Here is a 22569-nt window from a genome sequence, read left to right on the forward strand (position 1 = left end):
ATGCGGGCGGGCTGGAGCTGGCCGCAGGTGGCCGAGGCGCTCGGCGTCACCCGCCAGGCGGTCCACAAGAAGCACGCCAAGCGGCTCATCGCGGCCGGGGTCGAGCTGCGGAGGCGGGCATGAGCGGCGCCTTCGACCGCTACCTGCACGACGTGCTGATCCGGGGGGAGGCCGAGGCGCGCGCGGAGAGCTCCCCCACGATCGAGGCCCACCACGTGCTGCTGGCCATGGCGGCGCCGCAGGACACCGCGGCGCGGGCGGTCCTGGCCGCGGCCGGGCTCGACCAGGCGGGGCTGCGGGCGGCGTTGCGGCGGGAGTTCGAGCACAGCCTGGCCGCGGCCGGGGTGTCGGCGGCTGCCTTCGACCTGCGTTCGACGCCCGACCCCGAGCGGCGCCCGCAGCTCGGGGCGTCGGTCAGGCTGGCGATCGAGCGGCTGGCCGCCGCCCATCGCAAGAAGGACCTGCGGCCGGTCCACGTGCTGCTCGGCGTCCTGCAGGCCGAGGTGGGCACGGTCCCGCGGGCGCTGGCCCTGGCGGGGATCGACCGCGCCGCGCTGGCCGAGCGCGCCCGCGCCGCCCTGTAGATCCGGCGCGCATCTTTTCTCCCCGGCGATGTCGATCCGGGCCCCCGCCCTTCGTGTAGGGGGCAGAAGGAGGCATGACGACATGACCGAGACGAAGACATTGGTGACCGGGCTGTGCGTGGGCGAGTCGCCGCGCTGGCACGAGGGCAGGCTGTGGTTCTCCCACTGGGGGGTGCAGGAGATCGTCGCCGTCGGCCCGGACGGCGAGCGCGAGGTGGTCGGCCGCGGCCCGAAACCCGCCGGGTTCTGCCTCGCCTGGCTGCCCGACGGCCGTCTGCTGGTGACCGGCGAGCGCGAGCTGCTGCGCGTGGAGCCGGACGGCACGACGTCCGTCCACGCCGACCTGGGCGAGCTGCCGGCCGGGCCGAACGAGGTCGTCGTGGACGGCCGCGGCCGGATCTACGTGAACTGCGTCGGCTTCGACTTCGGCCGGGCCGGCTTCGCGCCCGGCGTGATCGCCCTGGTCGGCCCCGGCGGCCAGGCCCGGGTGGTCGCCGAGGACCTGTACTTCCCCAACGGGATGGCGGTGACCCCGGACGGCTCCACGCTGGTCGTCGCCGAGTCCTGGACGCGGCGGCTGACGGCGTTCGACATCGGCGCGGACGGCGGGCTGTCCGGCCGCCGGGTGTGGGCGCCCGTCGGCGGCGACGGCATCTGCATGGACGCCGAGGGCGCGATCTGGACCCAGGTGGACGACGAACAGGGGGCCGCCTGCGTACGGGTGCGCGAGGGCGGCGAGGTGACCGACCGGATCGAGCTCGACCGGGCCTGCTTCGCCGCCGCGCTCGGCGGCCGGGACGGCCGGACATTGTTCATGACGGTCGCGGTGTTCCCGGGCGTCGAGCGGATGGCGGAGATGTTCGCCGGCCGGACGGGCGAGGTCAGGACGGCCGACGTGGCCGTCCCCGGGCTCGTCTGAGCCGGTGGGGCCCGCGCCGTCAGCCGAACTCGGCCTGGAACAGGTCGGCGCAGGTGGCCAGGAAGTCGCCCCAGTCGCCGTTCACGTTGGCGACCAGGGTGTGGTTACCTTGCCGGTCGCCCATCGCGTACGTCATCGACCCCTGGATGTAGCCGCCCCCGCCCCAGAGCGTGACCCCGGACGGGAAACGCTGGGAGTAGACGCCGAGCCCGTACCGGGCGCCGGGCACCCAGCCGGCGCCCTCGGTGGGCACGGTGGGCACGGTGGTGAACATCTCCTCCTGCTGGGCGGGCGGGAGCAGCCGCCCGCCCAGCAGGGCGGCCAGGAAGCGGTGGAGGTCGGCCGTGGTCGAGACCATGCCGCCGGCGGCCCAGGCCCATGACAGGTCGGCGTCGGTCACGTCGTGGCGGACGGTCTCCTGGCCGGTCTCGTCCTGGCCGGAGTAGTGGCGGGCGTGCGGGTCGCGCAGTCCTTGGCCGGCCGCGGGCAGGTACGTCCCGGTCAGCCCCAGCGGGGCCGCGACGCGGCGGTCGATCTGCTCGGCCAGCGTCGAGCCGGACGCCGCCTCGACGATCATCCCGGCCAGGTTGTAGTTGACCTTGGAGTAGACGAACCGCCCGCCCGGCTCCCCGGCGGGCGGGGTCTCCTGGCCGGGGATCGCGTCCGGCAGGCCGCTGGTGTGGTTGAGCAGCAGCCGCGGGGTGATGCGGGCGGCGTCGGCGCCGGGGAAGTACTCTTCGACGACGCCAGGCAGCCAGGTGGTGACCGGGCGTCCAGGGCCAGGTCGCCGTCGGCCGCCAGGCCCAGCACGACGGTCCCGACGAACGCCTTGGTGAAGCTGCCGATGCGGAAGTGCTCCCCGGGGCCGCGGGGGCGGCCGGTCTCCAGGTCGGCCACGCCCGCGGCGCCGAACCACGGCGGGTCGTCGCCGTCCCGCACCTCGGCCACGACGCCGGGCCCGCGGTCGTCGGCCACCAGCCGGTCGAGCTCCTGCCGTAACCTCGGACGATCGGCGTGAACCATGGACATGCTGCCTCCAGCGACACGAAGGGGATCCGCGAACGCGAGGAACCGTAGTTGACTATCGGCGCCATAGTCAACTGAAGTTGCTTGTCGGCCGCGCATGGAGGGCGGGGTCAGGTGTCGCGGCGGCCGCGGCGGGCGGGTCAGGTGTCGCGGCGGGCCGCGGCGATCAGTCGCATCAGCGCGGCGTGCAGGTCCTGGAGCTCGTCGAGGTCCATGCCAAGCCGGGCGACGATGGCCGGCGGGATCTTCTCCGCCTCGGCTCTGAGCTGCCGGCCGGCGGGCGTGAGGGTGACGGCCAGGGCGCGCTCGTCCTTGCTGTTGCGCTCGCGGTGGACGTAGCCCAGCGCCTCCAGCCGCTTGAGCAGCGGGGACAACGTGCCGGGGTCGAGCTGCAGGAGCTCGCCCAGCTCCTTGACCGACAGCGGCTCGTGCTGCCAGAGGGCCAGCATCACCAGGTACTGGGGGTGGGTCAGCCCGAAGGGTTGCAGGAGCGGCCGGTAGAGGCCGATCACGCTGCGCGAGGCGATGCTGAGGGCGAAGCACACCTGCCGGTCGAGCGCCAGCAGGTCTGTCGCCTCTGTCACAGGCTCCATGCGTGTACGCCTCCGATGCCGTCTGGTAACTTACTTTGTGTACAAACTAATAGCCTGCAAATCGATGCCACACAAATCGTACCCGTGGCCGGGCCGCCGAAAGAGGGACACCTCATGTTTCACCGCAAGCCCCTGGAGGAGCGCATCGCCGAGCGCCAGGCCAAGCTGCCTCCGCTGAAGGAGGGCAAGCACTTCGAGCACGGCCCGGCCAAGTTCGTGTTCGTCACGCTGCTGGTCGTGGTGGTGGTCACGCACCTCGTCGGCCTGGCCATCGTCATGCACTTCGCCTGATCTGCCGGGAACATCCCGGCGGCGGCCGCCGTTACATCCCTCGTGGCCGGTGTGCCCAGTGTCCCCGGGCCTCACCTATCGCCTTCGCGGACTACCGTTCGGCTGGAGCCGCGTTGTGCCCCTCGCCGAGAGGCGACACGCACACCGGTACGCACGCGTGAGGGCCCCCCGCCCGTCCCGGCGGGGGGCCCTCACGCGTGTCCGGGGCCGGGCGGCCCGGCTCAGGTAACGCCCGGCTCAGGTAACGCCCGGCTCAGGTAACGCCCGGCTCAGGTACGCGGCCAGGGGCGGCCGGCCAGGCGTTCGATGTCGGTGTTGAAACGCCGGAGGTAGTCGGCGAAGGCGGTGACGTCCTCCGGCGACCAGTCGGCCATCACCTTCTCCAGGCCGCGCACGTTCCTCTCGCGCTCCTCGGTGAGGCTGCGCTCGCCCTCCGGGGTGAGGCGGAACTTGCGCGCGATGCCGCCCTCGGGGTCGGGGATGCGTTCGACCAGGCCGGCGCGCAGGAGGGCCGAGGTGTGCCGGTTGAGCGTGGAGACGTCCAGGCCGAAGGCGTCGCTGAGCTGCCCGATGGACATCGGGCCCGAGCCGTGCAGCCGCCGCAGCAGGAGGTGGGCACTGCGGTCGTAGTGCCGGTGCCGGCCGAGCAACATCGTCTCGAACTCGATGAGATGTGTGGGCTTTTCCATCCCAATCCCCCCTTTCGCGATATATGTGCACCTTACATGAATTGTGTACGTAACACATGATGTGTAGCGTGCACATCCTTCGACGACGGGAGAACACCGTGGGAGGCCCCACATCCACCGCCCGGCCCGGCGGCATCGTCAGCGTGATGGCGGTGGCCGGCATCGTCGCCTCACTCACGCAGACCCTGGTCGTGCCGCTGATCGGCGAGCTGCCGCGGCTGCTGCGCAGCACCGCCTCCGACGCCTCCTGGGTGATCACCGCCACCCTGCTGGCCGGCGCGGTCGCCACGCCGGTCACCGGACGCCTCGGCGACCTGTACGGCAAGCGCCGCATGATGCTCGTCTGCACCGCGCCGCTGATCGCCGGGTCGGTGATCTGCTCGCTGGCCGGGTCGCTCGGCCCCATGATCGTCGGGCGCGGGTTACAGGGCATGGGGATGGGCCTGATCCCGCTCGGCATCAGCGCCCTGCGCGACCTGCTGCCGCCCGACCGGCTCGGCCCCTCGATCGCGCTGATGAGCTCGTCCATGGGCATCGGCGGGGCCCTCGGCCTGCCGGTCTCGGCCGCGGTCGCCGAGTACGCGAGCTGGCGGGTGCTGTTCTGGGGCTCGGCCGTGCTGAGCGTGCTGATCGCGGTGCTGATCCGGGTGCTGGTGCCGCCCACTCCCCCGCCGCCCCGCGCGGGCGCGGCCGGGCGGCTGGACGTGCCGGGCGCGCTCGGCCTCGGCGCGGGGCTGGTGTGCCTGCTGCTGGGGGTCTCCAAGGGCGCCGACTGGGGCTGGGCGAGCGGCGCCACGCTCGGGCTGCTCGGCGCGGCCGCGCTGATCCTGCCGGCATGGGCCCTGTGGGAGCTGCGCGCCGCGGAGCCGCTGGTGGACCTGCGGGTGACCGCCCGGCGGCAGGTGCTGCTGACCAACCTCGCCTCCATCATGGTCGGCTTCTCGATGTACGCCCAGGCGCTGATCGTCATGCAGATCCTCCAGCTTCCCGCGGCCACCGGGTACGGGCTCGGCCAGTCGATGCTGGCCGCCGGCCTGTGGATGGCCCCCTCGGGCCTGATGATGATGGCGGTCTCGCCGCTCGGCGCCCGGCTGTCGGCCGCCCGCGGCCCGAAGGTCACCCTGATCGCCGGGAGCCTGGTCATGGCGTTCGGCTACGGCTCCTCCCTGGGCCTGCTGGGCTCGGCCTGGGGCATGCTGGTCGTCACCTGCGTGTGCAGCCTCGGCGTGGGCCTGGCCTACGGGGCGATGCCGGCCCTCATCATGGGCGCGGTGCCCCGGACGGAGACGGCCGCCGCCAACAGCTTCAACACGCTGATGCGCTCGATCGGGACGACGGTCTCGGCGGCGGTCGTCGGCGTGATCCTGTCGCAGCTGACGATCCGGCTGGGCGCGCACACGCTGCCGTCGGAGGCCGGCTTCCGCACCGGGATGCTGGTCGGCTGCGGGGCGGCGCTGGCCGCGGCGGCCGTCACCATGGCGCTGCCCGGCCGTCGCGGCGGCCGGACGGCCGGGGACGAGACCGCCGCGTCCGTCTCGCCCGCCCGCCGGTGACATCGCGGGAGCCTCTTGGCTTCCTACACTTTTGGTAGGAAAATCAGGCAATATCGGTTCTCGTCACTGGGAGGACGACGGTGCCCTTGCCCGATTTCCTGATCGCGGGAGTGCCCAAAGCGGGGACGACGGCGCTGCACACCGCGCTGCACCCGCACCCCGACCTGTTCCTGTCGCCCATCAAGGAGCCGAAGTTCTTCCTCACCGACGGGCCACCGCCCGGCCGGGGCGGACCGGGCGACGCCGAGACCTACCGGGAACACGTCTGGCGGCGCGCGGACTACGAGGCGCTGTTCGCCGCCGCTCCCCCCGGCACCCTCGCCGGCGAGTCCACCCCCTTCTACCTGTACGACCTGGACGCCCAACGCCGCATCCGGGAGACGATCCCGCACGTCCGGCTCATCGTGAGCCTGCGGGACCCGGTCGAGCGCGCCCACTCCAACTGGACCCACCTCTGGTCGGCCGGCCTGGAGCCGATCGGCGACCTCGTCCGCGCCTGCGAGGCCGAGCCGGAGCGCATCGCGGCCGGCTGGGCGCACTTCTGGCACTACACCGCCCTCGGCCGGTACGGCGAGCAGCTCGCCCACCTGTTCACCCTGTTCCCCCGCGACCAGGTGCTGATCTTCCGTTACCGAGACATCGTGGACCGCCCCGCCGAGACCCTGGACCGCATCTGCGGCTTCCTCGGCGTACGACAGGGCCTGCTCACCGGCGTCCCGAGGGAGAACGTGACCGCGCACCCGGACCCCGGCGCGCGGCACGCGTTGCTGTCCGCCCTGCGCCGCACCCTTCCCGCGTCCCTGTCCGGGCCGCTGGAGCGGCTGCTCCAGCGGCGCGGCCGGGCCCGCCGGCCGCTGGAGTGGGCGCAGCGGCAGCGGCTGATCCCCTACTTCGCGGCGGACGTCGAGCTGCTCCAGCAGGTCACCGGCGAGGACTTCAGCGACTGGCTGCGGCCGCGGGAACGTTCGGGCGGCCTGGTCGGCAGCCGGCCACCCGGCCAGCGCCAGGCCAGGAACGGCCGCGCCCCCTGACCACCGGCCCCACGGCCACGGGCCCCTTGCCCACGCCCCTTGGCCGCGCCACCTGATCGCGTCACCTGACCGCGCCCCCTGACCGCGCCCCCTGACCGCGCCCCTGGACCGCGCCCCTGGACGCGACGCCTGACCGCGATCTCTGGCCGCGACGCCGACCGTGGCGGTCGGGCTGGTCCGGGCCGGACCGGGCCGGGCAGCGGGTCGGTCAGCGGGCTGGGCGGAGTTCCGTGCGCAGGTCGTGGGCGCCGTCGGCGCGCGTGTACTCGTAGTAGAGGCGCAGGCCGCCGTCCGGCAGGTCGACGAAGGTGAGGTAGCGCAGGCCGCCGCCGTGGTGCGGGGACATCGCGGCGGGCCGGTCGCCCAGGGCGGCCAGCGCGTCGGGGTCGGCGCCCACGGCCACGCCGGTGCGCTCCTCGTAGTTCTCCTCCGCGCTGCCGCGGCCGTCGTAGAAGGCCACGACCCGGTCGCCGTCGAAGCGCACGGCGCTGATCCGGACGCCGCGGGCGTCCCACAGGCCCGGCCGGCCGGTCAGGGCGGTGCCGTGCCAGGTCCAGTCCAGGCCGTCGGCGCTGGTGGCGTAGTCGGTCACCATCCGGTCGGCCTCGTCGGGGTCGGCCAGCGGGTGGCAGGAGGCCCACAGGTGCCACACGTCGCCGCGCCGTACGATCACGGTGTCCTTGACCCCGGTCTTGGGGTCGCCGGGCAGCACCGTGGTGCGGGTGCGCGGGTCGAACGCGGCAGGGTCGGCGGCCTCGACGACCTCCACCCGCCAGTGCTTGGTGCCGGGCGTGGCGCAGCTCAGGTACAGCCGCCAGCGTCCCTGCGGGGTGCGGACCAGGGAGGGCCGCTCCAGCGACTCGGCGTCCATCTCCTCGCGGGTGATCGTGGTCAGCGGCTCGAAGCGTTCGCCGTCGGACGAGCGGGCGACCACGACCGCGTACCCGCGGCCCTCGCCGACCGGGCGGCGCAGGCGGTAGGCGAGGTAGATCAGCCCGTCCGCGGCGACGGCGCTCGGCGCCCCCGCCCAGTGGCCGTGCGCCGGGACCGGCGGCTCGACCGCCACGACGGCGCGGCCGGGATCGGGGAGCAGGGCGTTCTCGTCGATCGACATGGAACCGAGGCTAGGCCAGGACGTGAAGCCGGACATGGCTGCTTACCTCTCCTTGGGATTATCCTTATTACCTATAGACTTTATGGGGTTATGGCCGTCCGGCGCATGCCCGGCACGCCGGAAACGTGTTCGCTCCCCGGGGGCGCCCGGCGCGCAGTGTGCCTCCGGCGGCCGGCGTCCGGTGCATATGCTGGACCGATGCCAACCCCTGAGTTCGTGCTCGCGCTGCGCGAGAAGATCGGCACCGAGCCGCTGTGGTTGTCCGGGGTGACCGCGGTCGTGCTACACGAGGACCAGGTGCTGCTGGTCCGCCGGAGCGACACCGGCGCCTGGACGCCCGTGACCGGCATCATCGACCCCGGCGAGCAGCCCGCCGACGCCGCGGTGCGCGAGGTGGCCGAGGAGACCGGCGTACGGGCCGTCGCGGAACGGCTGGCCCTGGTGCACGTCACGCGGGAGGTCACCTACCCCAACGGCGACCGGGCCCGCTATCTCGACCTGGTGTTCCGCTGCCGATGGCGGTCCGGCGACCCGTACCCGGCCGACGGCGAGAACACCGAGGCCCGCTGGTTTCCCCTGCGGGAGCTGCCGGACCTGAGCCCCGACATGCGCGCCCGCCTCGACGCCTCCCTCGGCGACGACCCGGCCACCCGCTTCCTCACCACCACCCCCTGACCACTCGGCCCCTGACCGCTCGGCCCTTGCCCACCGGCCCCTCACCGCTCGGACCCTGACGCCGTGGCCACGGGCCGCCCCGGCGTGGCGGGTGCGCCGCCTTGCGATCTATGGTGGGGGCCGGATGCGGAAGGATCGGGCCCATGGCGAAGAAGACCATCGTCCTGACCGGCGCCAGCGACGGCATCGGCCGCGCCGCTGCACGCGCCCTGCGACAGCGGGGCGACGAGGTCGTCCTCGTCGGCCGGTCGGCCGGCAAGACCGCGGCGCTGGCCAAGGAGCTGGCGGCCGACCACCACGTGGCCGACTTCGCGCGCCTGTCAGCGGTACGCGACCTGGCGGCCACCCTGCTCGACCGCCACCCGGCCATCGACGTGCTGGTCAACAACGCCGGGGCCATCATGGGCTCGCGCACCACCACGCCCGACGGCCACGAGGCGACCTTCCAGGTCAACCATCTGGCGCCGTTCCTGCTGACCACGCTGCTGCTGCCCCGGCTGCTGGCCGTCGGCGGCACGGTCGTCACGACGTCCAGCCTGCTCAACACCCGTGCCCGGCTCGACCTCGACGACCTCGACGCGGTGCGCCGCTACTCCGGCAGCCGGGCGTACGCCAACTCCAAGCTGGCCAACATCCTGTTCACGCGCGAGCTGCAGCGCCGCCACGGCGCGGACGGCCTGGCCACGGCCTCCTTCCATCCCGGCGTGGTGGCCACCAACTTCTCCGGCGGCGGCGACAGCGCAGCGCGGCTGCTCTACCACACGCCGCTGAAGCGGTTCCTGCTCACGCCCGAGCAGGGCGCCGACACCCTGGTCTGGCTGGCCACCTCGCGGCCGGGCGCCGACTGGGCCCCCGGCGGGCACTACGAGAAGCGCCGCCCTTCGGCCGTCCACCGCCTGGCGGACGACCCCGACCTGGCCCGCCGCCTGTGGGAGCGCAGCCAGGCCCTCGTCGAGCCCACCTGACCCGGGGGACCGCGACCAGGCACTCACGCCCGCCTGACCTTTAGGACCGCGACAAGGCACTCGCCGAGCCCGCGTGACCGGTTCCACGGCCTGGGGCGTGAGCGGCGGGCGGGCGGCGGGCCGGCCCGGCGCCCGGCCGCGTACGTTGCGCGGGGCCACCAGGGGCTGATGCGCGGCGGGGTTCCGTCTGCGATCGTGAGGACGGCCGGGGCGCACCCCGACGGTGATCGTCCGCCGGACGGGGCCGGTCCGCCCTGGTGAACAGGCAGGAGGAAAACGCCGTGATCAGATTCGGTTATGCCGACACCCCGGTCGGCCAGATCCACCACGCCTCGTGCGGCACGGGAGACCCGGTGCTCCTGCTGCACCAGACCCCCCGCTCATGGGACGAATACCGCGAGGTGCTCCCCCTGCTCGGCCGCACCCGGCGGGCCATCGCCATGGACACGCTCGGCTTCGGCAACTCCGCCCGGCCGTCCGAGCACTCGATCGAGACCTACGCCGCCGGCGTGTTAGCCCTGATGGACGCCCTCGGCCTGCCGCGAGCCGCCGTGGCCGGGCACCACACGGGCGGCGTCATCGCGGTCGAGACGGCGGCGCGCGCACCCGACCGCGTCACCGCCCTGGTGCTGTCGTCCACGCCGATGGTCGACCCCGAAGGGCGGCGGCGGCGTGCGGGACGTCCCTCGATCGACGCCGTGCGCGAGCAGTCCGACGGCTCCCACCTGGGCGAGTTGTGGAGCCGGCGGGCTCCCTACTACCCGTGGCCGCTGCTGACCCGTTTCGTCCGCGACGCGCTGACGGTCCTGCCGGAGGTGGAGCGCGGGCACGAGGCGGTGGCCGCGTACCGGATGGAGGAGCGGGTCGGGCTGGTCCGCTGCCCGGTGCTGGTCGTCGGCGCCACCGACGACCCCTTCGCCTTCCCCGAGCTGGAACGCCTGGCCGCCGCCCTTCCCCACAGCACCCGGGCCGTGGTCAAGGGCGGCGTGATCCCGCTGGAGCACCAGGCGGCGGAGTTCGCGGCGCTCGTGGCGGACTTCCTCGACGGCCAGGCCCGCGAGACCGGCTGAGGCGGCCCCGGTCAGGCGGGAGCCACCCACTCGACGAACTGGATGACGATCCCGTTGGGGTCGGTCACCTGGAACAGGCGCTCGCCCCAGGGCTCCTCGCGCAACGGCATGGTGATCTCGACACCCGCGTCACGAAGGAGCTTCTCCTGCCCGTCCAGGCCGCCGTCCAGGGTGAAGGCCAGGATGAGGCCGGAGGCGTGCTGGTCGCGCTGCTCCGGCGGCAGGACCTCGATGCCGCGGGCGAGCAGCACGATGTCCATCGCGTCGGCACGGGTGAGCGAGGCGAAGCCGTCCGCGGCTACCCGGACGGTGTAGCCCAGGTGCTCGGTGAGGAACGCCTGGGAGGCGGCGACGTCGGCAACGGTGAGCGAAACGGTGGACGTGGTGATCTGCAAGAAGGTCTCCGTGAGAGATGAGAACGGCTGAGCGAGACACGAGTGGCCGGTTCGAACGGCCCAGGCCGACGTTGACCACGACGGCCGACGACCGCTGTGGACGTGGCCCGCCATGGACGCGACCCGCCATGGACATGGCCCGCCATGGGCGTGACGCAGCGAACGTCGTCAGTGGCGGACGCGGTTGGGGGCGGGGATCAGTGAGGGCGGCGGCGGGGAAGGTTGCGGGTCACTTGCGGGTCCCGCCATCCCCGTGCGCCATGGTCGGCGGACGGTCTGCGGAGCCCGCCGCCCGGGACGGAGATCGGCTGCGACGTGCGGTCGCGGCCCTCCGACGCCCCGAGGTCGATCTTGAAAGCTACAGCCGGGAAGAGCTTGAGTTCCAAGCAGGTTCTCCTTATCGTTCATCGGTCGCAAACTTACGACGGACGTAAATATAGCCCGAGGCCCTGAGGGGTGTCAACATAAAAATACGACGAGGGTAAGATTTCCTCATGGCTCACGACACCTCGCCCGCACCCGGCCTCCGCGAATCCAAGAAGCAGGAGACCCGGCAGCTCATCTCCGACCACGCCACCAGGCTTTTCATCGCCCAAGGGTTCGAGCAGACCACCATCGCCGAGATCGCCACCGCCGCCCGCATCGCCAAGAAGACGGTGACCAACTACTTCCCGCGCAAGGAGGACCTGGCCTTCGACCATCAGGAGGCGTTCACCTCCGCGCTGGCGGACGCCGTCGCCGCCCGCGATCCCGGCGAATCGGCCCTGTCGGCTCTACGCCATGCCTTCCTGGCCTCCGTCGCGGCCCAGGATCCGGTGGCCGGGTTCTCCGGTCCGGAGTTCGCCCGCATGATCGCTGACAGCCCCACCCTGACGTCCTGCCTGCGCGGCCTGCACGACCAGCGCGAACAGCACCTCGCCCGGGCCCTCGCCGACGCCACCGGCACGACGGCGGACGACATCACCGTCCAGACCGCCGCCGGGCTGCTGGGAACCGTGCACCGGGTGCTGTTCCAGCGCATCCACGAACTGACCCTGGCGGGCCTGCCCAACGACCGCATCGCCGACACGATCGCCACCGACGCCACCCGCGCCTTCGACCTCCTCGAACCCGCCCTCTCCAACTACGCCGCCGCATGACGACCGCCTGAAGGCCCACCCCAAACCCAGGAGGCCTCCAGCCCCAGAGGACCACCGGACTCCGGGTGCCGCCGGACTCCGGAGCAGGGCCGGCTGTTGGCCGGCCGGACGGGGGCTACCAGGGCACCACGCCCGCTCAAGGCCGTCCCAGTGTCAGGAGTTGGCTGGGTCGGGGGCCAGGGGTGGGGTGGGTCGGGGTTGCCAGGTTGTCAGGAAGGCTTCGGCCAGGGCGCAGGCGCCGGCGTACGGCCCCTCGGCATGGGACAGGGCGGCGGCGGTGATCTCCGTGACGCGGTTCTCGACCAGGTGGCCGACCTCGTCCGCGGTGGCGACCGTCCCCGCCCGTTCGGCGAGGTAGCCGATCGTGGCCCCTGCGCCGCAGACGAAGTCCGCCAGCGCCACCACGCCCCGCTCCCCCAGGGTCCGCAGCCCCTGGGCGGTGTAGGGCACGTTCGCGGCCGGCGCGACCAGGCCGGCACGCAGCGTCGCCGCCCGCCGCGCCGACAGGGTGCCGGTCCGCGCGCCGGGGACCAGCACGTCGGCGGGCACCTCGTACAACGCCTCCGGCGGCAGCACGGGCAGGCCGAGCCGGGTCACGCACGCGTCGCCGTGCTCGGCGCGCAGTTCCTCCAGGGCCGCGACGTCCAGTCCGGCGGGGTCGCTGACGCACCCGTGCAGGGTGGACAGGGCGACCAGGCGCGCGCCGCGCCGCGCCGCCTCTCGCACGACGGCGCTGCCGACCTTGCCGAAACCCTCCACCGCCAGCGCCCGCCCGGCCAGCCCGCCGAGCGCCGTCGCGGCGGCCACGACCACGCCCAGCCCGGTCACGACGGTGTCCACCAGCTCGCCGCCGGCCTCCCCGTGCATGATCGAGTCGGCCCGGTACCCGGGCAGCGCCGCGAAGTCCTGGGTCCGCGTGCCCAGGTCCGAGGAGGTGAGGAAGGTGCCCTTCTCGACCAGTGGCGCGACCTCCCGGCAGAAGCGCGCCACCGTGGCCGCCCGGTCGGCCGGCGAGGCCCGCAGCACCGCCTTGGCCCCGCCGATCCGCTCGCCGAGCACGGCCAGCTTGTACGTCATCGCCCGCGCCAGCAGCCCCGCCTCCTCGCGGGTGACGTCCGGCGCCAGCCGGGTGCCGCCCGCGCTGACCGGGCAGTCCAGGTCGAAGGCGATGCAGCCGTCCACCGAGACGAGTTCCATGATCCTCATCCGCGCTCCCCGCGTCCGTGCGAACCGTGCCTGCCGCCCAATCTCGGCGCCGCCCGGCCGCCTGTCCATGGGCCGGCGTCAACCGGAATGGCCGCCTGGAACACGCTCCGGCGCCGGCCCATGGGGCAGGCGGCCGGGGTGCCCGGCCGCCTGCCCACGGGTCAGGGAGCGTTGTAGCCCAAGGTGTACGGACCGGTCCCGGAGTAGGAGTGCACCCGGTAGCGGTAGTACCCGGCCGCGCCGGTGTAGGTGAGCGTCTCGTCGGCTCCCGCCCCGGCGCTCTGGGCGACCGTCGCCCACGTGGACCCGTTCCAGCGCTGCAGGTACAGGTCGAAGTCGGCGCCGGACGGGCCGGCCAGGCACGCCTGGTGCGGGCCGGTGACGGTGGTCTGCAGATATCCGCCGTCGGGCTGGTACTGCTCCGCCCCGGAGGCCAGCGTCCCGGACTTGGTGGTCTCGTAGCCGGAACAGCCGCCCGCGGCGGCCACGGACAGGGCGAAGGAGACCGTGTGGGTGGCGGCCGGGCCGGTCGCGGACACCGTGATCACGTACATGCCGCCCGGCGTCTGCGCGGAGGTGGAGACCGTCATGACGGACGTGCCGCCCGACTGGACGGTGGGCGGCGCGAACGTCGCGGCGGCCCCGGCCGGCAGCCCGGAGGCCGCGAACTGCATCTGCTGCGGCCCGCCGCGCGTGACGGCGGTGGAGATGGTGCTCGTGGTCGACCCGCCCGGTGTGACGCCGCCGCTCGTGGGCGAGAGCGAGATCGCGAAGTCGTCGCCGCCGCCGTTCGGCGGGGTGTTGTCGATCAGGCCGGAGATCTCGTTGTACACCTCGGTGATGCGCGTCCCCCAGTTGGGGCAGCCGCCGAGGTGGTGCAGCGCGATCACCTTGTGGCTGGAGGCGGCGATCACCGGGGAGCCGGAGTTCCCGCCGGAGGTGTCGCAGCGGTAGCCGGTGTTGACGCCCGACGACACCACGTCGATCTTGCAGGCCGCGCCGCCCTGCGTGTCCTCGTACAAGGACAGGCGCTTGGGCAGGGTGTCGCCGTGGCCGGGGATGTAGATGCGCTCGCCCGCCACCGGGGGCCGCGGATCGAGGTACAGGGTGCCGAACTGCTGGATCGCGGCGAAGTCGGCGACGCTGAAGAGCGTGTAGTCGAGCGCTTCGAGTGCGCTGGTCTTCAGGAACTGGCCGCCGCCGACCTTCGTCCCGGCGCCCGGGTTGTTGCCGCCGCAGGTGGCGCAGTCGTAGTCGAACTGGAACTCGCTGGCGCTCAGGTCGGCGGCGCTCTCCATGCAGTGGTGGTTGGTCAGCATGCGGTTGGTGTTGCCGACCCGCCAGGCCGTGCAGTAGCCGAGGCCGTTGAGCAGCTGGCGGGCCACGGCGCGGCTGCGGGCGTACTCGGTGGGGTTGCTGTCCTTGTAGCAGACCACGTCGCGCCGCGCGTCGGTGCCGCAGACGCTGAACGTCCGCGGCGTCAGGGCCGCGGCCTCCGCGGTGGTGTAGCCGCGGAAGTACCGGTCGATGCGCACGCCGAAGCCCTGCCGGGCCAGCCGGACGGCGTTGCGCGGCCCGGACGCGTGCAGGGTGACCACCGCCGTGTCGCCGTCCACGGAGAGCGCGGCGAAGCCGGGGACGCCGTGCAGCGTGTACCCGGAGCCGGCCGGGTAGCGCCCGCGGGTGGGGTCGCCGTAGTAGGTGTGGACCTCGCGGCCGTCCGGCGAGGAGACGGTGACGTAGTCGCCGGGCACGAGGGTGAGCGCGGCGAAGTGCACCTTGACGTAGCGGGAGCCGGGGCGGGTGACGCGCGTGCTCCAGCTCCGTCCGGCGGCGCCGTAGGGCAGGGACAGGTCGGCGAGCACCTCCTCGCCGGCCGGGGAGACCCGGCTGTCGATCTGCGCCCGCAGGGGCGGGGCGGCGGGGGCCTGCGCGAGGGCGGGGGCCGGGGTCGCCGGCGCGACGACGGCCAGCGCGGCGATCAACGCCGTGGCCGCCGCTCTCCATCGGGAAGGACTCATGCGGGGGACACCTCCACGTGAGGGGTGACCGAAGCAGGCCGCCGGTCGCCGGGAGCCGGGCCCGGTCCGGGCGCGTAGGCCGCGCCGGCCAGGGGCCGGCGGAGCCGGCGAACAGGCGGCCCGCCGTGGTGGGGGGTGGGCAGAGGGTAACTCCGCCTCCCATCCGTACCGTTATCGGTAGCGATACCGATATTTCGGGTTATCGGGCCGAAAGCTCTAGTACGTCACATCGACCAGCCCGAACGGGTCGGAGTGATGTACAAAATCATTGACACGATGTCCGCCTTCTTTTACGTTCATCATGTCTACTTTCTTTGACATGGAGACCTGCCTTGAAGGCCATCACCCGGCACGTCTACGGCCCCCCGGCCCTCACCGACCTCGACCGTCCCGCCCCCGGCCCCGGCCAAGCGCTCCTGCGCGTGCACGCCGCCTGCCTCGACCACGGCGTCTGGCACCTCGGCGCCGGGCTGCCCTACCCCGTCCGCCTGGCCACCGGGCTGCGCCGCCCCCGCTCGCCCCTTCTCGGCCGCGACGTCGCCGGGACCGTCGAGGCCGTCGGCCAGGAAGTCACCGGCCTGGCGGCCGGCGACGAGGTCTTCGGCGTCTGCGACGGCGCGCTCGCCGAGCACGCCGTCGCCCGCGCCGACCGCCTCGTCCCCAAGGCACCCGGCCTGTCGTTCGAGGCCGCCGCCGCCGTCCCGACCAGCGGCCTGACCGCGCTCCAGGCGCTGCGCGACCACGCCCGCCTCCGCCCGGGGCAGCGCGTGCTGGTCATCGGCGCGGGCGGCGGGGTGGGGACGTTCGCCGTCCAGCTCGCCAAGGCGCGCGGCGCGCACGTCACCGGCGTCTGCGGCCCCGGCAAGGGCGACCTCGTCCGCTCACTCGGCGCGGACGAGATCGTCGACCACACCCGCGAGGAGCCGCCCGCCGGCCGCCACGACGTCGTCATCGACACCGCGGGCAACCGTCCCCTGCGGGACCTGCGGCGGCTGCTCACCCGCCGGGGCACGCTCGTGATCGTCGGCGGCGAGAACGCCTCCGGCCGCTGGCTGCACGGCACCGGCCGGCAGCTCCGGGCGACGGCGCTGTCGCCGTTCGTCCGGCACACCCTGCGCGCCCCGATCACCCGGACCGACCCGGCGGACCTGCGCCACCTGGCCGGCCTCGCCGCCACCGGCGAGCTCACCCCCGTGGTCGGCAGGACGTTCCCGCTCGCCGGCTTCCCCGACGCGATGGATCACCTGCGGACGGGCCACGCGACCGGCAAGGTCGTCATCGTCATGCCCGGAACGAGGTAGGTCACCAGTCGCCGGCCTCGACGCGGGTGTTGCGCAGCGGCTCGCCCGAGCCCTCGGCGGGCGCCGCCCACGACACCGCGTTGGCCAGGATCCGCCGCACGCCCGGCTGGTGGAAGACCGGGTAGTTCTGGTCGCCGGGGCTGAAGTAGAAGACGCGTCCCTTGCCGCGCCGGTAGCAGCAGCCGCTGCGGAACACCTCGCCCCCGGAGAAGGAGCTGACGAACACCAGCTCGTCGGGGGCCGGGACGCCGAACGGCTCGCCGTAGGTCTCCTGTTCGGGGATGACCAGCGGCTGGGGCACGCCCGCGGCGATCGGGTGGGCCGGCTCCACCGTCCAGACCAGCTCGCGGTCGGCGCTGTCGCGCCAGTTGACCGTGCAGGTGGTGCCCATGAGGGCGCGGAAGACCTTGGAGTAGTGGCCGGAGTGCAGCACCAGCAGGCCCATCCCGGCCCAGACGCGCTCGCACACCCGCGCCACGACCTCGTCGTCCACCTCCTCGTGCGCCGCGTGCCCCCACCAGGTGAGCACGTCGGTGCCGGCCAGCGTCGCGGCGTCGAGGCCGTGCTCGGGGTCCTGCAACGTCGCGGTGCGCACGCGCACCCGCTCCCCCAGGTGCTCGCGCAGGCCGCCGGCGATCGCGCCGTGCATGCCCTCGGGGTAGCGGCGGCGCACCTCCTCCTCCCGCTGCTCGTGTACGTTCTCGCCCCAGACGGTCACGTTGATGCTCACGCGCGATGTTCTCCCTCCGGACCTGCCGCACCTACCGTCCGGTCCTTACCCGTCCGCCCGCCGGTTCCGCCTCCGGTGGGCGGGCGGAAAATGTCTCGCGGGAGCAAGGACGGTTTGGGTAGGTTCGCCAGTGACCATGGAAGTCATGCGAAGCCGCGCGCCGGCAGGCGTCCCGCCGGACGGCCGTCCTGTCGAGATCGCCTGCGACGAGTCCGGCGCGGAGGGCGAGAAGCTCGTCGGCGGCAACACCGACGTGTTCGCCCACGCCGGCGTCTCCCTCGACGTCGCCGCCGCGGCCGACTGCGTACGCGAGCTGCGCCTCAGGGCGCCCTCACCGGTCACCGAGTACAAGGCCGGGCACGTGCTGCGCGAGAAGAACCGGGCCACCCTGGTCTGGCTGCTCGGCCCGTCGGGCCCCATCCTCGGCCGGGCCCGCGTGCACCTGACCGACAAGGCGTACTTCGCCGTGAGCAAGGTGACCGACCTGCTCGCCGGCCACCACTCCAGCCTCGGCCTCGACCAGGACGAACGCTCAGCCGCCCGGGCGATCACCCTCTACCAGGAGGGCCGCCACGCCTTCGGCCCCGCCCGCTGGACGGCCTTCCTCGACGCCTTCAACCACCTGCTGCGGGCCAGGAACGGCCGCGGCCCCGAGATCTCCGCCGATGCGGCCTTCGAGCTGGTCGCCGACCTGCGCACCACCCCGGGCCCGGCCGGCGAGATCATGGCCGAGCTGTGGGCCGCCCGGCCGCTCGTGGACGCCTTCACCGCGCGCCTGCTCGACGACCCGCACGTCTTCCCCGCCCTCGACCCGCTGATCCCGGCCATCGCGCACGCGGTCGCCCACTGGGGCGCGGGCGGCCGGCCCGTCTCGGTGGTGCACGACCGGCAGACGACGCTGACCGAGGAGCGCGTCGAGCGGCTGCGGCAGCTGCTCGCCCGCCCGGACGGCCCCGCCGGCCCGCTGGTGCTGACCAGCCTGACGCTGGTGGCCTCGCATCTCGACCCCCGCGTCCAGGTGGCCGACATCGTCGCCGGAGTGGCACGCAAGATCGCCTCCGAGGAGCTCAACGGCCGCGGCGACCCCGAGCTGACCGCCCTGCTCCGCCCGTACGTGGACCTCGCGTCGGTCTGGCCGGACGAGCGCAGCCGGGCCGCGCTGATCGCGGGTCAGCCGAGCCAGGCGCGCGCCTCGGCGGCGGCCTCCGGGTCGAGCACCGGCTGGGAGTAGACCTCGATCAGCGTGCGCATCAGCAGGCGCTCGCCCTCCGGCGTGGACAGGTCGGCCCCCATGCCGCGGCAGACGTGCGGGTACAGGACCGTGACCGACAGCGCCATCGCGGCCATCACCGCCGCCCGCGCCCGCGGCGGCACGTCCGGCGGATCGGATCGTTCCTGGTCGGCGGCGGCCAGCCAGCGCTCGCCGAGCCGGGTCATCTCGTCGAACAGCGGCGCGGCCCAGCCCTCGGTCAGCGCCCGCGCCAGGTAGGCGCGGTAGGGGCCGAGCGCGGCCACCGGGTTGAAGCCGGCCGGCCGGCGGCCGGCGGCCTCGGCGTTGAGCCGGCGCACCGTCTTCATCAGGTGCTCGTCGCACGCCTCGCGCAGCGCCTGCTTGGAGCCGAAGTGGTGGCGGACCAGGCCGAGCGAGACGCCCGCCGACTCGGCGATGTCGCGGATCGTGGCCCGCTCGAACCCGTGCTCGCCGATGTGCCGGATCGCCGCGTCGCGGATGCGGGCCCGCGCGGTGAGGTCCTCCGGGTCCTGGACGGTTGTCATCACACCACCGATTCGTACAGCGGACTGTTCACCGGAAAAGCATCCTATACCGGCGTGCAGCCCCGCCTGGCCCCGGCCGCGCGGGAGGGGCCGCCGGCGACTACGCTCCTGCCCTGTGCCGACGTTCGAACTGCCCCTGCGCCTGGACACCACGATCCGGCCCTACGACTGGGGTTCCGTCACCGCCATGCCCGAGCTGTTCGGCACCGAGCCGACCGGCCGGCCGCAGGCCGAGCTCTGGATGGGCGCCCATCCCGCCGACCCGTCGATCGCCGGCGGCGTGCCCCTCGACCGGCTCATCGCGGGCGACCCCGTCGCCGCCCTCGGCGCGCCGGCGGTCGCCAGGTTCGGGCCCGCGCTGCCGTACCTGCTGAAGGTGCTCGCGGTCGCCCGGCCGCTGTCGCTCCAGGTCCACCCGACGATCGCGCAGGCCGAGGCCGGGTTCGCCGCCGAGGAGGCGCGCGGCGTGCCGATCGGCGACCCGGCCCGCACCTACAAGGACCGCTCGCACAAGCCCGAGATGGTCTGCGCGGTCACGCCCTTCCACGGGCTGTGCGGCTTCCGCTCCCCCGTCGTCACCGCCGGGCTGCTCGGCCGGCTCGGCGTGCCGGGCCTGCAGACCTGGATCGACGCGCTCGCCGTCCGGCCCGCCGGGCAGGCCCTGCGCGCGGTCTTCGCGCAGATGCTGGACGACGCCTCCGCGCCGCTGCGCGCCCAGGTCGAGGACGCCCTCGCCGGCAGCTCCGACCCGGACCTGGCCCCGTACGCCGACATCGCCGCGGCCTGCCCCGGCGACCCAGGAGTGGTGGCCGCGCTGCTGCTCAACCACGTCGACCTGCGGCCCGGCCAGGCCCTCTACCTCGGCGCCGGCGTGCCGCACGCCTACCTGGGCGGCGTCGGCGTGGAGATCATGGCCAGCTCCGACAACGTCCTGCGCTGCGGACTGACCAGCAAGCACGTCGACGCGCCCGAGCTGATGCGGGTGGTCGACTTCACGCCCGCCGAGCCGCACCTGGTCGAGCCCGAACGTCCGGCCGGCGGGGAGCGGCGCTACGTCCCGCCCGCCCCGGAGTTCGCCCTCACGCGCTACGACCTCGGCGAGGCCGTCTCCTTCGAGCTGCCCGGCGGACTGCCCCGGATCGTGTTGTGCCTGGAAGGCGAGGCTCGTCTCGGCCCGGATCGGGGCGAGCTGACGCTGCGGCCCGGCGAGTCGGCGTTCGTGCCGGCCGTCGCGGGCGCCGGCCTGTCCGGCAAGGGTGTGGCGTACGTGGCCCAGCCAGGCGCCTTTACGCTGTAGATCAGCACGACGGGGACATTTCGGCCGGCGGTTGAACGTCGTCTTCCTAGGCTCCTGCCATGAACACGGCAACCCTCGGCCACGTCGCCATCGAACCCAGCATCCTCTACTTCGGCACCCCGGTCGTGCTGCTGAGCACGGAGAACCCCGACGGCTCGGCCAACCTGGCCCCGATGTCGTCGGCCTGGGCGCTGGGCCGGACCGTCGTGCTCGGCCTCGGCGCCGACGGGCAGACCGCGCGCAACCTGGCCGACCGGCCCGAACTGGTCGTCAACCTGCCGGCCCCGCACCTGTGGCCGCAGGTGGAACGGCTCGCGCCGCTCACCGGCCGCGACCCGGTGCCCGACACCAAGGCGGCCGGCTGCCGCTTCGAGCCGGACAAGTTCGGCGCGGCGGGCCTGCGCCCCGAGCCGTCGGAGACCGTACGGCCGCCGCGCGTGGCCGAGTGCCCCCTGCAGCTGGAGGCGGCCGCCGCGCGGATCCTGCCGAACGAGTCCGAGGACTTCGTCATCGTCGAGGCCGTCGTGCGCAGGGTGCACGCCGACCCGCGGATCGTGGTCCCCGGCACCCAGCACGTGGACCCGTCGGCGTGGAGCCCGCTGCTGTACAACTTCCGCCACTACTTCGGCCTCGGCCCGGAGCTCGGCCACTCCTACCGGTCGCAGACGGCCTGAGCGCCGCGGCGGGTCAGCCGGCCCGCGAGGCGCACCCGGCGTACGAACCGGCCGATGAGGAGACGGACTCCGCCGACGCCAGCGCCGACGGCTCCTCCAGCCCGCGCGGCGGCGGCGTGGGACGGTCGGCCGCCACGGTCAGCACGAGCGGTCCGAACCGGCGCCACCACCCGTGCGCCACCCCGCGCCCGCCCGCGCGCACGGTCAGCCCGCTCCACCCGTCGCGGGGCCGGCCGCAGCCCAGCGAGACCTCCAGCGCCCGGTGCTCGGCGCGGCGCAGCACCTGCGCGGCGCTCTCCTTGGCCGACCACAGCAGGCTGCTCAGCAGCGGGTCGTCGCCGGCGATCCGCTGCTCCTGGCGGGTGAACCGGTCGGCGACGAACCCCGGTCCGCGCGGCTCGACCAGTTGCAGGTCGCAGCCGACGGCCCCCGGCTCCAGGCCGAGCAGGCACACCGCCCACCCGGCGCGGCTGGTGATCGAGATGCCCACCGGCAGCGGGCGGCCGTCCCGCCACGCCTGCGCCGCGCCGTCGGGGCGGCGCCGCACGTCGGGGTCGCCGGCGGGGCCGGGGCAGACCAGGTGCAGCGCCTGACTGACGGTCCAGCGGGCGAGCGGGTGCTCGGCGGGCCGCCCGTCGCCCGTCCGGTCCTCCCCCGCCGGGAGTTGCCCCTCCCCGCGAGCCAGCCACCTCATCGAGCCTCCATTCCGCGCTCCCGCGCTATGGATGACCTCCGGCCGCGGCACGGCGGCCGGGATCGCGTGATCGACCGACCCGGCCGCCACGCCCGGACGGCCGTCTCGCGCAGCTTGTCCGCCCGCACCTCCTCGAACGCCTCGAACGCCTCGTGCGGCGGCGGACGCGCCGAGCGCCGCCCCGCGTGCGTGCATACCCGTACGTGCCCGCGCTCCGACGCCGGACACCCGCGGGACCTCTCGACTAGTGTGATCTTGTGACCGGAATTTTCACAGTGTTCCCAGCCTCGCCGGGCGACGGTGAGACGCTGGGAGAGATCCACGCCGAATCCTGGAAGGCCGCCTACGCCGGCTTCTTCTCCCCCGACTTCTTCGACCGGGCCGTGCGCCACCGGCGCGGCAAATGGCACGACGTGCTCGCCGAGACCCCGGCGGGCCTGGTGCTGGCCGCGCTCGACGGGCGCCGGCTGGCCTTCTCCTCCTTCGGGCCCTCGCCGTCCCGGGCGGGCGCGGCGGAGATCCTCGGCTTCTACGGCCACCCCGACGGCTGGGGCACGGGCGTGGCCGCCGCCCTGATGACCGACACCCTGCGCCGCATCCGCGACGAGGGCTTCACCCGGGTGCACCTGTGGACGCCGCGCGACATGCCGCAGGCCCGCCGGTTCTGCGCCAAAAGCGGCTTCACCGAGTCCGGCGCCGCCCGCACCCACGACTACGGCGACGGCAACCCCGTCGAGCAGGTCGAGTACGAGCTGTCCTTCCCCTGACCGCAGCGCCCTTCCCACGCGTGCCGACTTGACAGAGTTCCCCGGCGTATTTCGCGGTG

General features: G+C 73.8%; 23 protein-coding genes and 1 pseudogene. 14 read left to right on the top strand and 10 right to left on the bottom strand.

Features of this window, described 5'->3' with window-relative positions; all coding sequences use genetic code 11:
- The first annotated feature begins 119 nt into the window (after positions 1-119).
- Both AB0J71_RS47495 and AB0J71_RS47500 read left to right on the top strand, forming a co-directional pair.
- Positions 120-584, top strand: coding sequence for a Clp protease N-terminal domain-containing protein (locus tag AB0J71_RS47495; protein ID WP_364420896.1), 465 nt, complete (start codon positions 120-122; stop codon positions 582-584).
- An 82-nt stretch (positions 585-666) separates the two neighbouring features.
- Positions 667-1503 (top strand): SMP-30/gluconolactonase/LRE family protein, encoded by an 837-nt coding sequence (locus AB0J71_RS47500; protein WP_352324438.1) that lies wholly within the window; start codon positions 667-669, stop codon positions 1501-1503.
- 19 nt (positions 1504-1522) lie between these two features.
- Here the strand turns inward: AB0J71_RS47500 and AB0J71_RS47505 are convergent.
- Positions 1523-2628: pseudogene (locus AB0J71_RS47505) on the bottom strand (serine hydrolase domain-containing protein).
- Between the two features lie 41 nt (positions 2629-2669).
- The gene (locus tag AB0J71_RS47510; RefSeq protein ID WP_352324440.1) at positions 2670-3113 is read right to left on the bottom strand and encodes a MarR family transcriptional regulator; all 444 of its coding nucleotides are present in this window, start codon (positions 3111-3113) and stop codon (positions 2670-2672) included.
- Between the two features lie 123 nt (positions 3114-3236).
- Between AB0J71_RS47510 and AB0J71_RS47515 the strand changes: the two genes are divergently transcribed.
- Complete coding sequence (locus tag AB0J71_RS47515; protein ID WP_189650423.1) at positions 3237-3413, top strand: hypothetical protein; 177 nt, start codon at positions 3237-3239, stop codon at positions 3411-3413.
- 269 nt (positions 3414-3682) lie between these two features.
- Here the strand turns inward: AB0J71_RS47515 and AB0J71_RS47520 are convergent, their stop codons facing one another.
- Positions 3683-4102: a MarR family transcriptional regulator gene (locus tag AB0J71_RS47520; protein WP_364420898.1), complete on the bottom strand. Its 420-nt coding sequence runs from the start codon at positions 4100-4102 to the stop codon at positions 3683-3685.
- A gap of 98 nt (positions 4103-4200) precedes the next feature.
- Between AB0J71_RS47520 and AB0J71_RS47525 the strand changes: the two genes are divergently transcribed.
- Both AB0J71_RS47525 and AB0J71_RS47530 read left to right on the top strand, forming a co-directional pair.
- Complete coding sequence (locus tag AB0J71_RS47525; RefSeq protein WP_352324442.1) at positions 4201-5655, top strand: MFS transporter; 1455 nt, start codon at positions 4201-4203, stop codon at positions 5653-5655.
- Between the two features lie 80 nt (positions 5656-5735).
- Positions 5736-6686 (top strand): sulfotransferase, encoded by a 951-nt coding sequence (locus tag AB0J71_RS47530; protein ID WP_364391796.1) that lies wholly within the window; start codon positions 5736-5738, stop codon positions 6684-6686.
- A gap of 208 nt (positions 6687-6894) precedes the next feature.
- On the opposite strand, the gene AB0J71_RS47535 is transcribed toward AB0J71_RS47530, so the two are convergent.
- Positions 6895-7800, bottom strand: coding sequence for a hypothetical protein (locus AB0J71_RS47535; RefSeq protein WP_364420900.1), 906 nt, complete (start codon positions 7798-7800; stop codon positions 6895-6897).
- A 198-nt stretch (positions 7801-7998) separates the two neighbouring features.
- On the opposite strand from AB0J71_RS47535, the gene AB0J71_RS47540 reads away from it, so the two are divergent.
- From AB0J71_RS47540 to AB0J71_RS47550, 3 genes are all read left to right on the top strand, one after another.
- Positions 7999-8475, top strand: a complete 477-nt coding sequence (locus tag AB0J71_RS47540) for an NUDIX domain-containing protein (protein WP_364420902.1) — start codon at positions 7999-8001, stop codon at positions 8473-8475.
- Between the two features lie 143 nt (positions 8476-8618).
- A complete protein-coding gene (locus tag AB0J71_RS47545) occupies positions 8619-9440 on the top strand; it encodes an SDR family NAD(P)-dependent oxidoreductase (RefSeq protein WP_364420904.1) in 822 nt (273 codons plus the stop codon).
- Positions 9441-9721: 281 nt separating this feature from the next.
- Complete coding sequence (locus AB0J71_RS47550) at positions 9722-10510, top strand: alpha/beta hydrolase (RefSeq protein ID WP_364420906.1); 789 nt, start codon at positions 9722-9724, stop codon at positions 10508-10510.
- 11 nt (positions 10511-10521) lie between these two features.
- Here AB0J71_RS47550 and AB0J71_RS47555 read toward each other — a convergent pair whose 3' ends face one another.
- Positions 10522-10905: a VOC family protein gene (locus AB0J71_RS47555; RefSeq protein ID WP_364420908.1), complete on the bottom strand. Its 384-nt coding sequence runs from the start codon at positions 10903-10905 to the stop codon at positions 10522-10524.
- A gap of 494 nt (positions 10906-11399) precedes the next feature.
- On the opposite strand from AB0J71_RS47555, the gene AB0J71_RS47560 reads away from it, so the two are divergent.
- On the top strand, positions 11400-12044 hold the full coding sequence (locus tag AB0J71_RS47560; protein ID WP_364420910.1) for a TetR/AcrR family transcriptional regulator: 645 nt from the start codon (positions 11400-11402) through the stop codon (positions 12042-12044).
- A 153-nt stretch (positions 12045-12197) separates the two neighbouring features.
- Here AB0J71_RS47560 and AB0J71_RS47565 read toward each other — a convergent pair whose 3' ends face one another.
- On the bottom strand, positions 12198-13250 hold the full coding sequence (locus tag AB0J71_RS47565) for a Glu/Leu/Phe/Val dehydrogenase dimerization domain-containing protein (RefSeq protein ID WP_364420912.1): 1053 nt from the start codon (positions 13248-13250) through the stop codon (positions 12198-12200).
- 161 nt (positions 13251-13411) lie between these two features.
- Positions 13412-15271 carry a trypsin-like peptidase domain-containing protein gene (locus AB0J71_RS47570; protein WP_364420914.1) on the bottom strand — a complete coding sequence of 620 codons (1860 nt, stop codon included), beginning with the start codon at positions 15269-15271 and terminating at the stop codon, positions 13412-13414.
- Between the two features lie 332 nt (positions 15272-15603).
- On the opposite strand from AB0J71_RS47570, the gene AB0J71_RS47575 reads away from it, so the two are divergent.
- Entirely contained in the window at positions 15604-16572 is a 969-nt protein-coding gene (locus tag AB0J71_RS47575) for an NAD(P)-dependent alcohol dehydrogenase (RefSeq protein WP_352328292.1), read from the top strand.
- A 1-nt stretch (position 16573) separates the two neighbouring features.
- Here the strand turns inward: AB0J71_RS47575 and AB0J71_RS47580 are convergent, their stop codons facing one another.
- On the bottom strand, positions 16574-17302 hold the full coding sequence (locus AB0J71_RS47580; protein ID WP_352328293.1) for a ThuA domain-containing protein: 729 nt from the start codon (positions 17300-17302) through the stop codon (positions 16574-16576).
- Between the two features lie 145 nt (positions 17303-17447).
- Between AB0J71_RS47580 and AB0J71_RS47585 the strand changes: the two genes are divergently transcribed.
- Complete coding sequence (locus tag AB0J71_RS47585) at positions 17448-18533, top strand: hypothetical protein (protein WP_364420916.1); 1086 nt, start codon at positions 17448-17450, stop codon at positions 18531-18533.
- Here AB0J71_RS47585 and AB0J71_RS47590 read toward each other — a convergent pair.
- The gene (locus tag AB0J71_RS47590; protein ID WP_364420919.1) at positions 18473-19078 is read right to left on the bottom strand and encodes a TetR family transcriptional regulator; all 606 of its coding nucleotides are present in this window, start codon (positions 19076-19078) and stop codon (positions 18473-18475) included. The genes AB0J71_RS47585 and AB0J71_RS47590 overlap by 61 nt on opposite strands.
- A 115-nt stretch (positions 19079-19193) precedes the next feature.
- On the opposite strand from AB0J71_RS47590, the gene manA reads away from it, so the two are divergent.
- Together manA and AB0J71_RS47600 are read left to right on the top strand one after the other, a co-directional pair.
- Positions 19194-20375 carry a mannose-6-phosphate isomerase, class I gene (manA, locus tag AB0J71_RS47595; RefSeq protein WP_364420921.1) on the top strand — a complete coding sequence of 394 codons (1182 nt, stop codon included), beginning with the start codon at positions 19194-19196 and terminating at the stop codon, positions 20373-20375.
- A gap of 59 nt (positions 20376-20434) precedes the next feature.
- Positions 20435-21049 carry a flavin reductase family protein gene (locus AB0J71_RS47600; protein ID WP_352328297.1) on the top strand — a complete coding sequence of 205 codons (615 nt, stop codon included), beginning with the start codon at positions 20435-20437 and terminating at the stop codon, positions 21047-21049.
- Positions 21050-21062: 13 nt separating this feature from the next.
- Here AB0J71_RS47600 and AB0J71_RS47605 read toward each other — a convergent pair whose 3' ends face one another.
- A complete protein-coding gene (locus tag AB0J71_RS47605; RefSeq protein WP_364420923.1) occupies positions 21063-21743 on the bottom strand; it encodes a hypothetical protein in 681 nt (226 codons plus the stop codon).
- A 275-nt stretch (positions 21744-22018) separates the two neighbouring features.
- Here AB0J71_RS47605 and AB0J71_RS47610 point away from each other — a divergent pair, with 275 nt between their 5' ends.
- Positions 22019-22510, top strand: a complete 492-nt coding sequence (locus AB0J71_RS47610) for a GNAT family N-acetyltransferase (protein ID WP_352328299.1) — start codon at positions 22019-22021, stop codon at positions 22508-22510.
- Positions 22511-22569: the final 59 nt, after the last annotated feature.

Origin of the sequence: Nonomuraea sp. NPDC049637 (genome assembly GCF_040675235.1) — a bacterium.
Taxonomy (GTDB): Bacteria; Actinomycetota; Actinomycetes; order Streptosporangiales; family Streptosporangiaceae; genus Nonomuraea.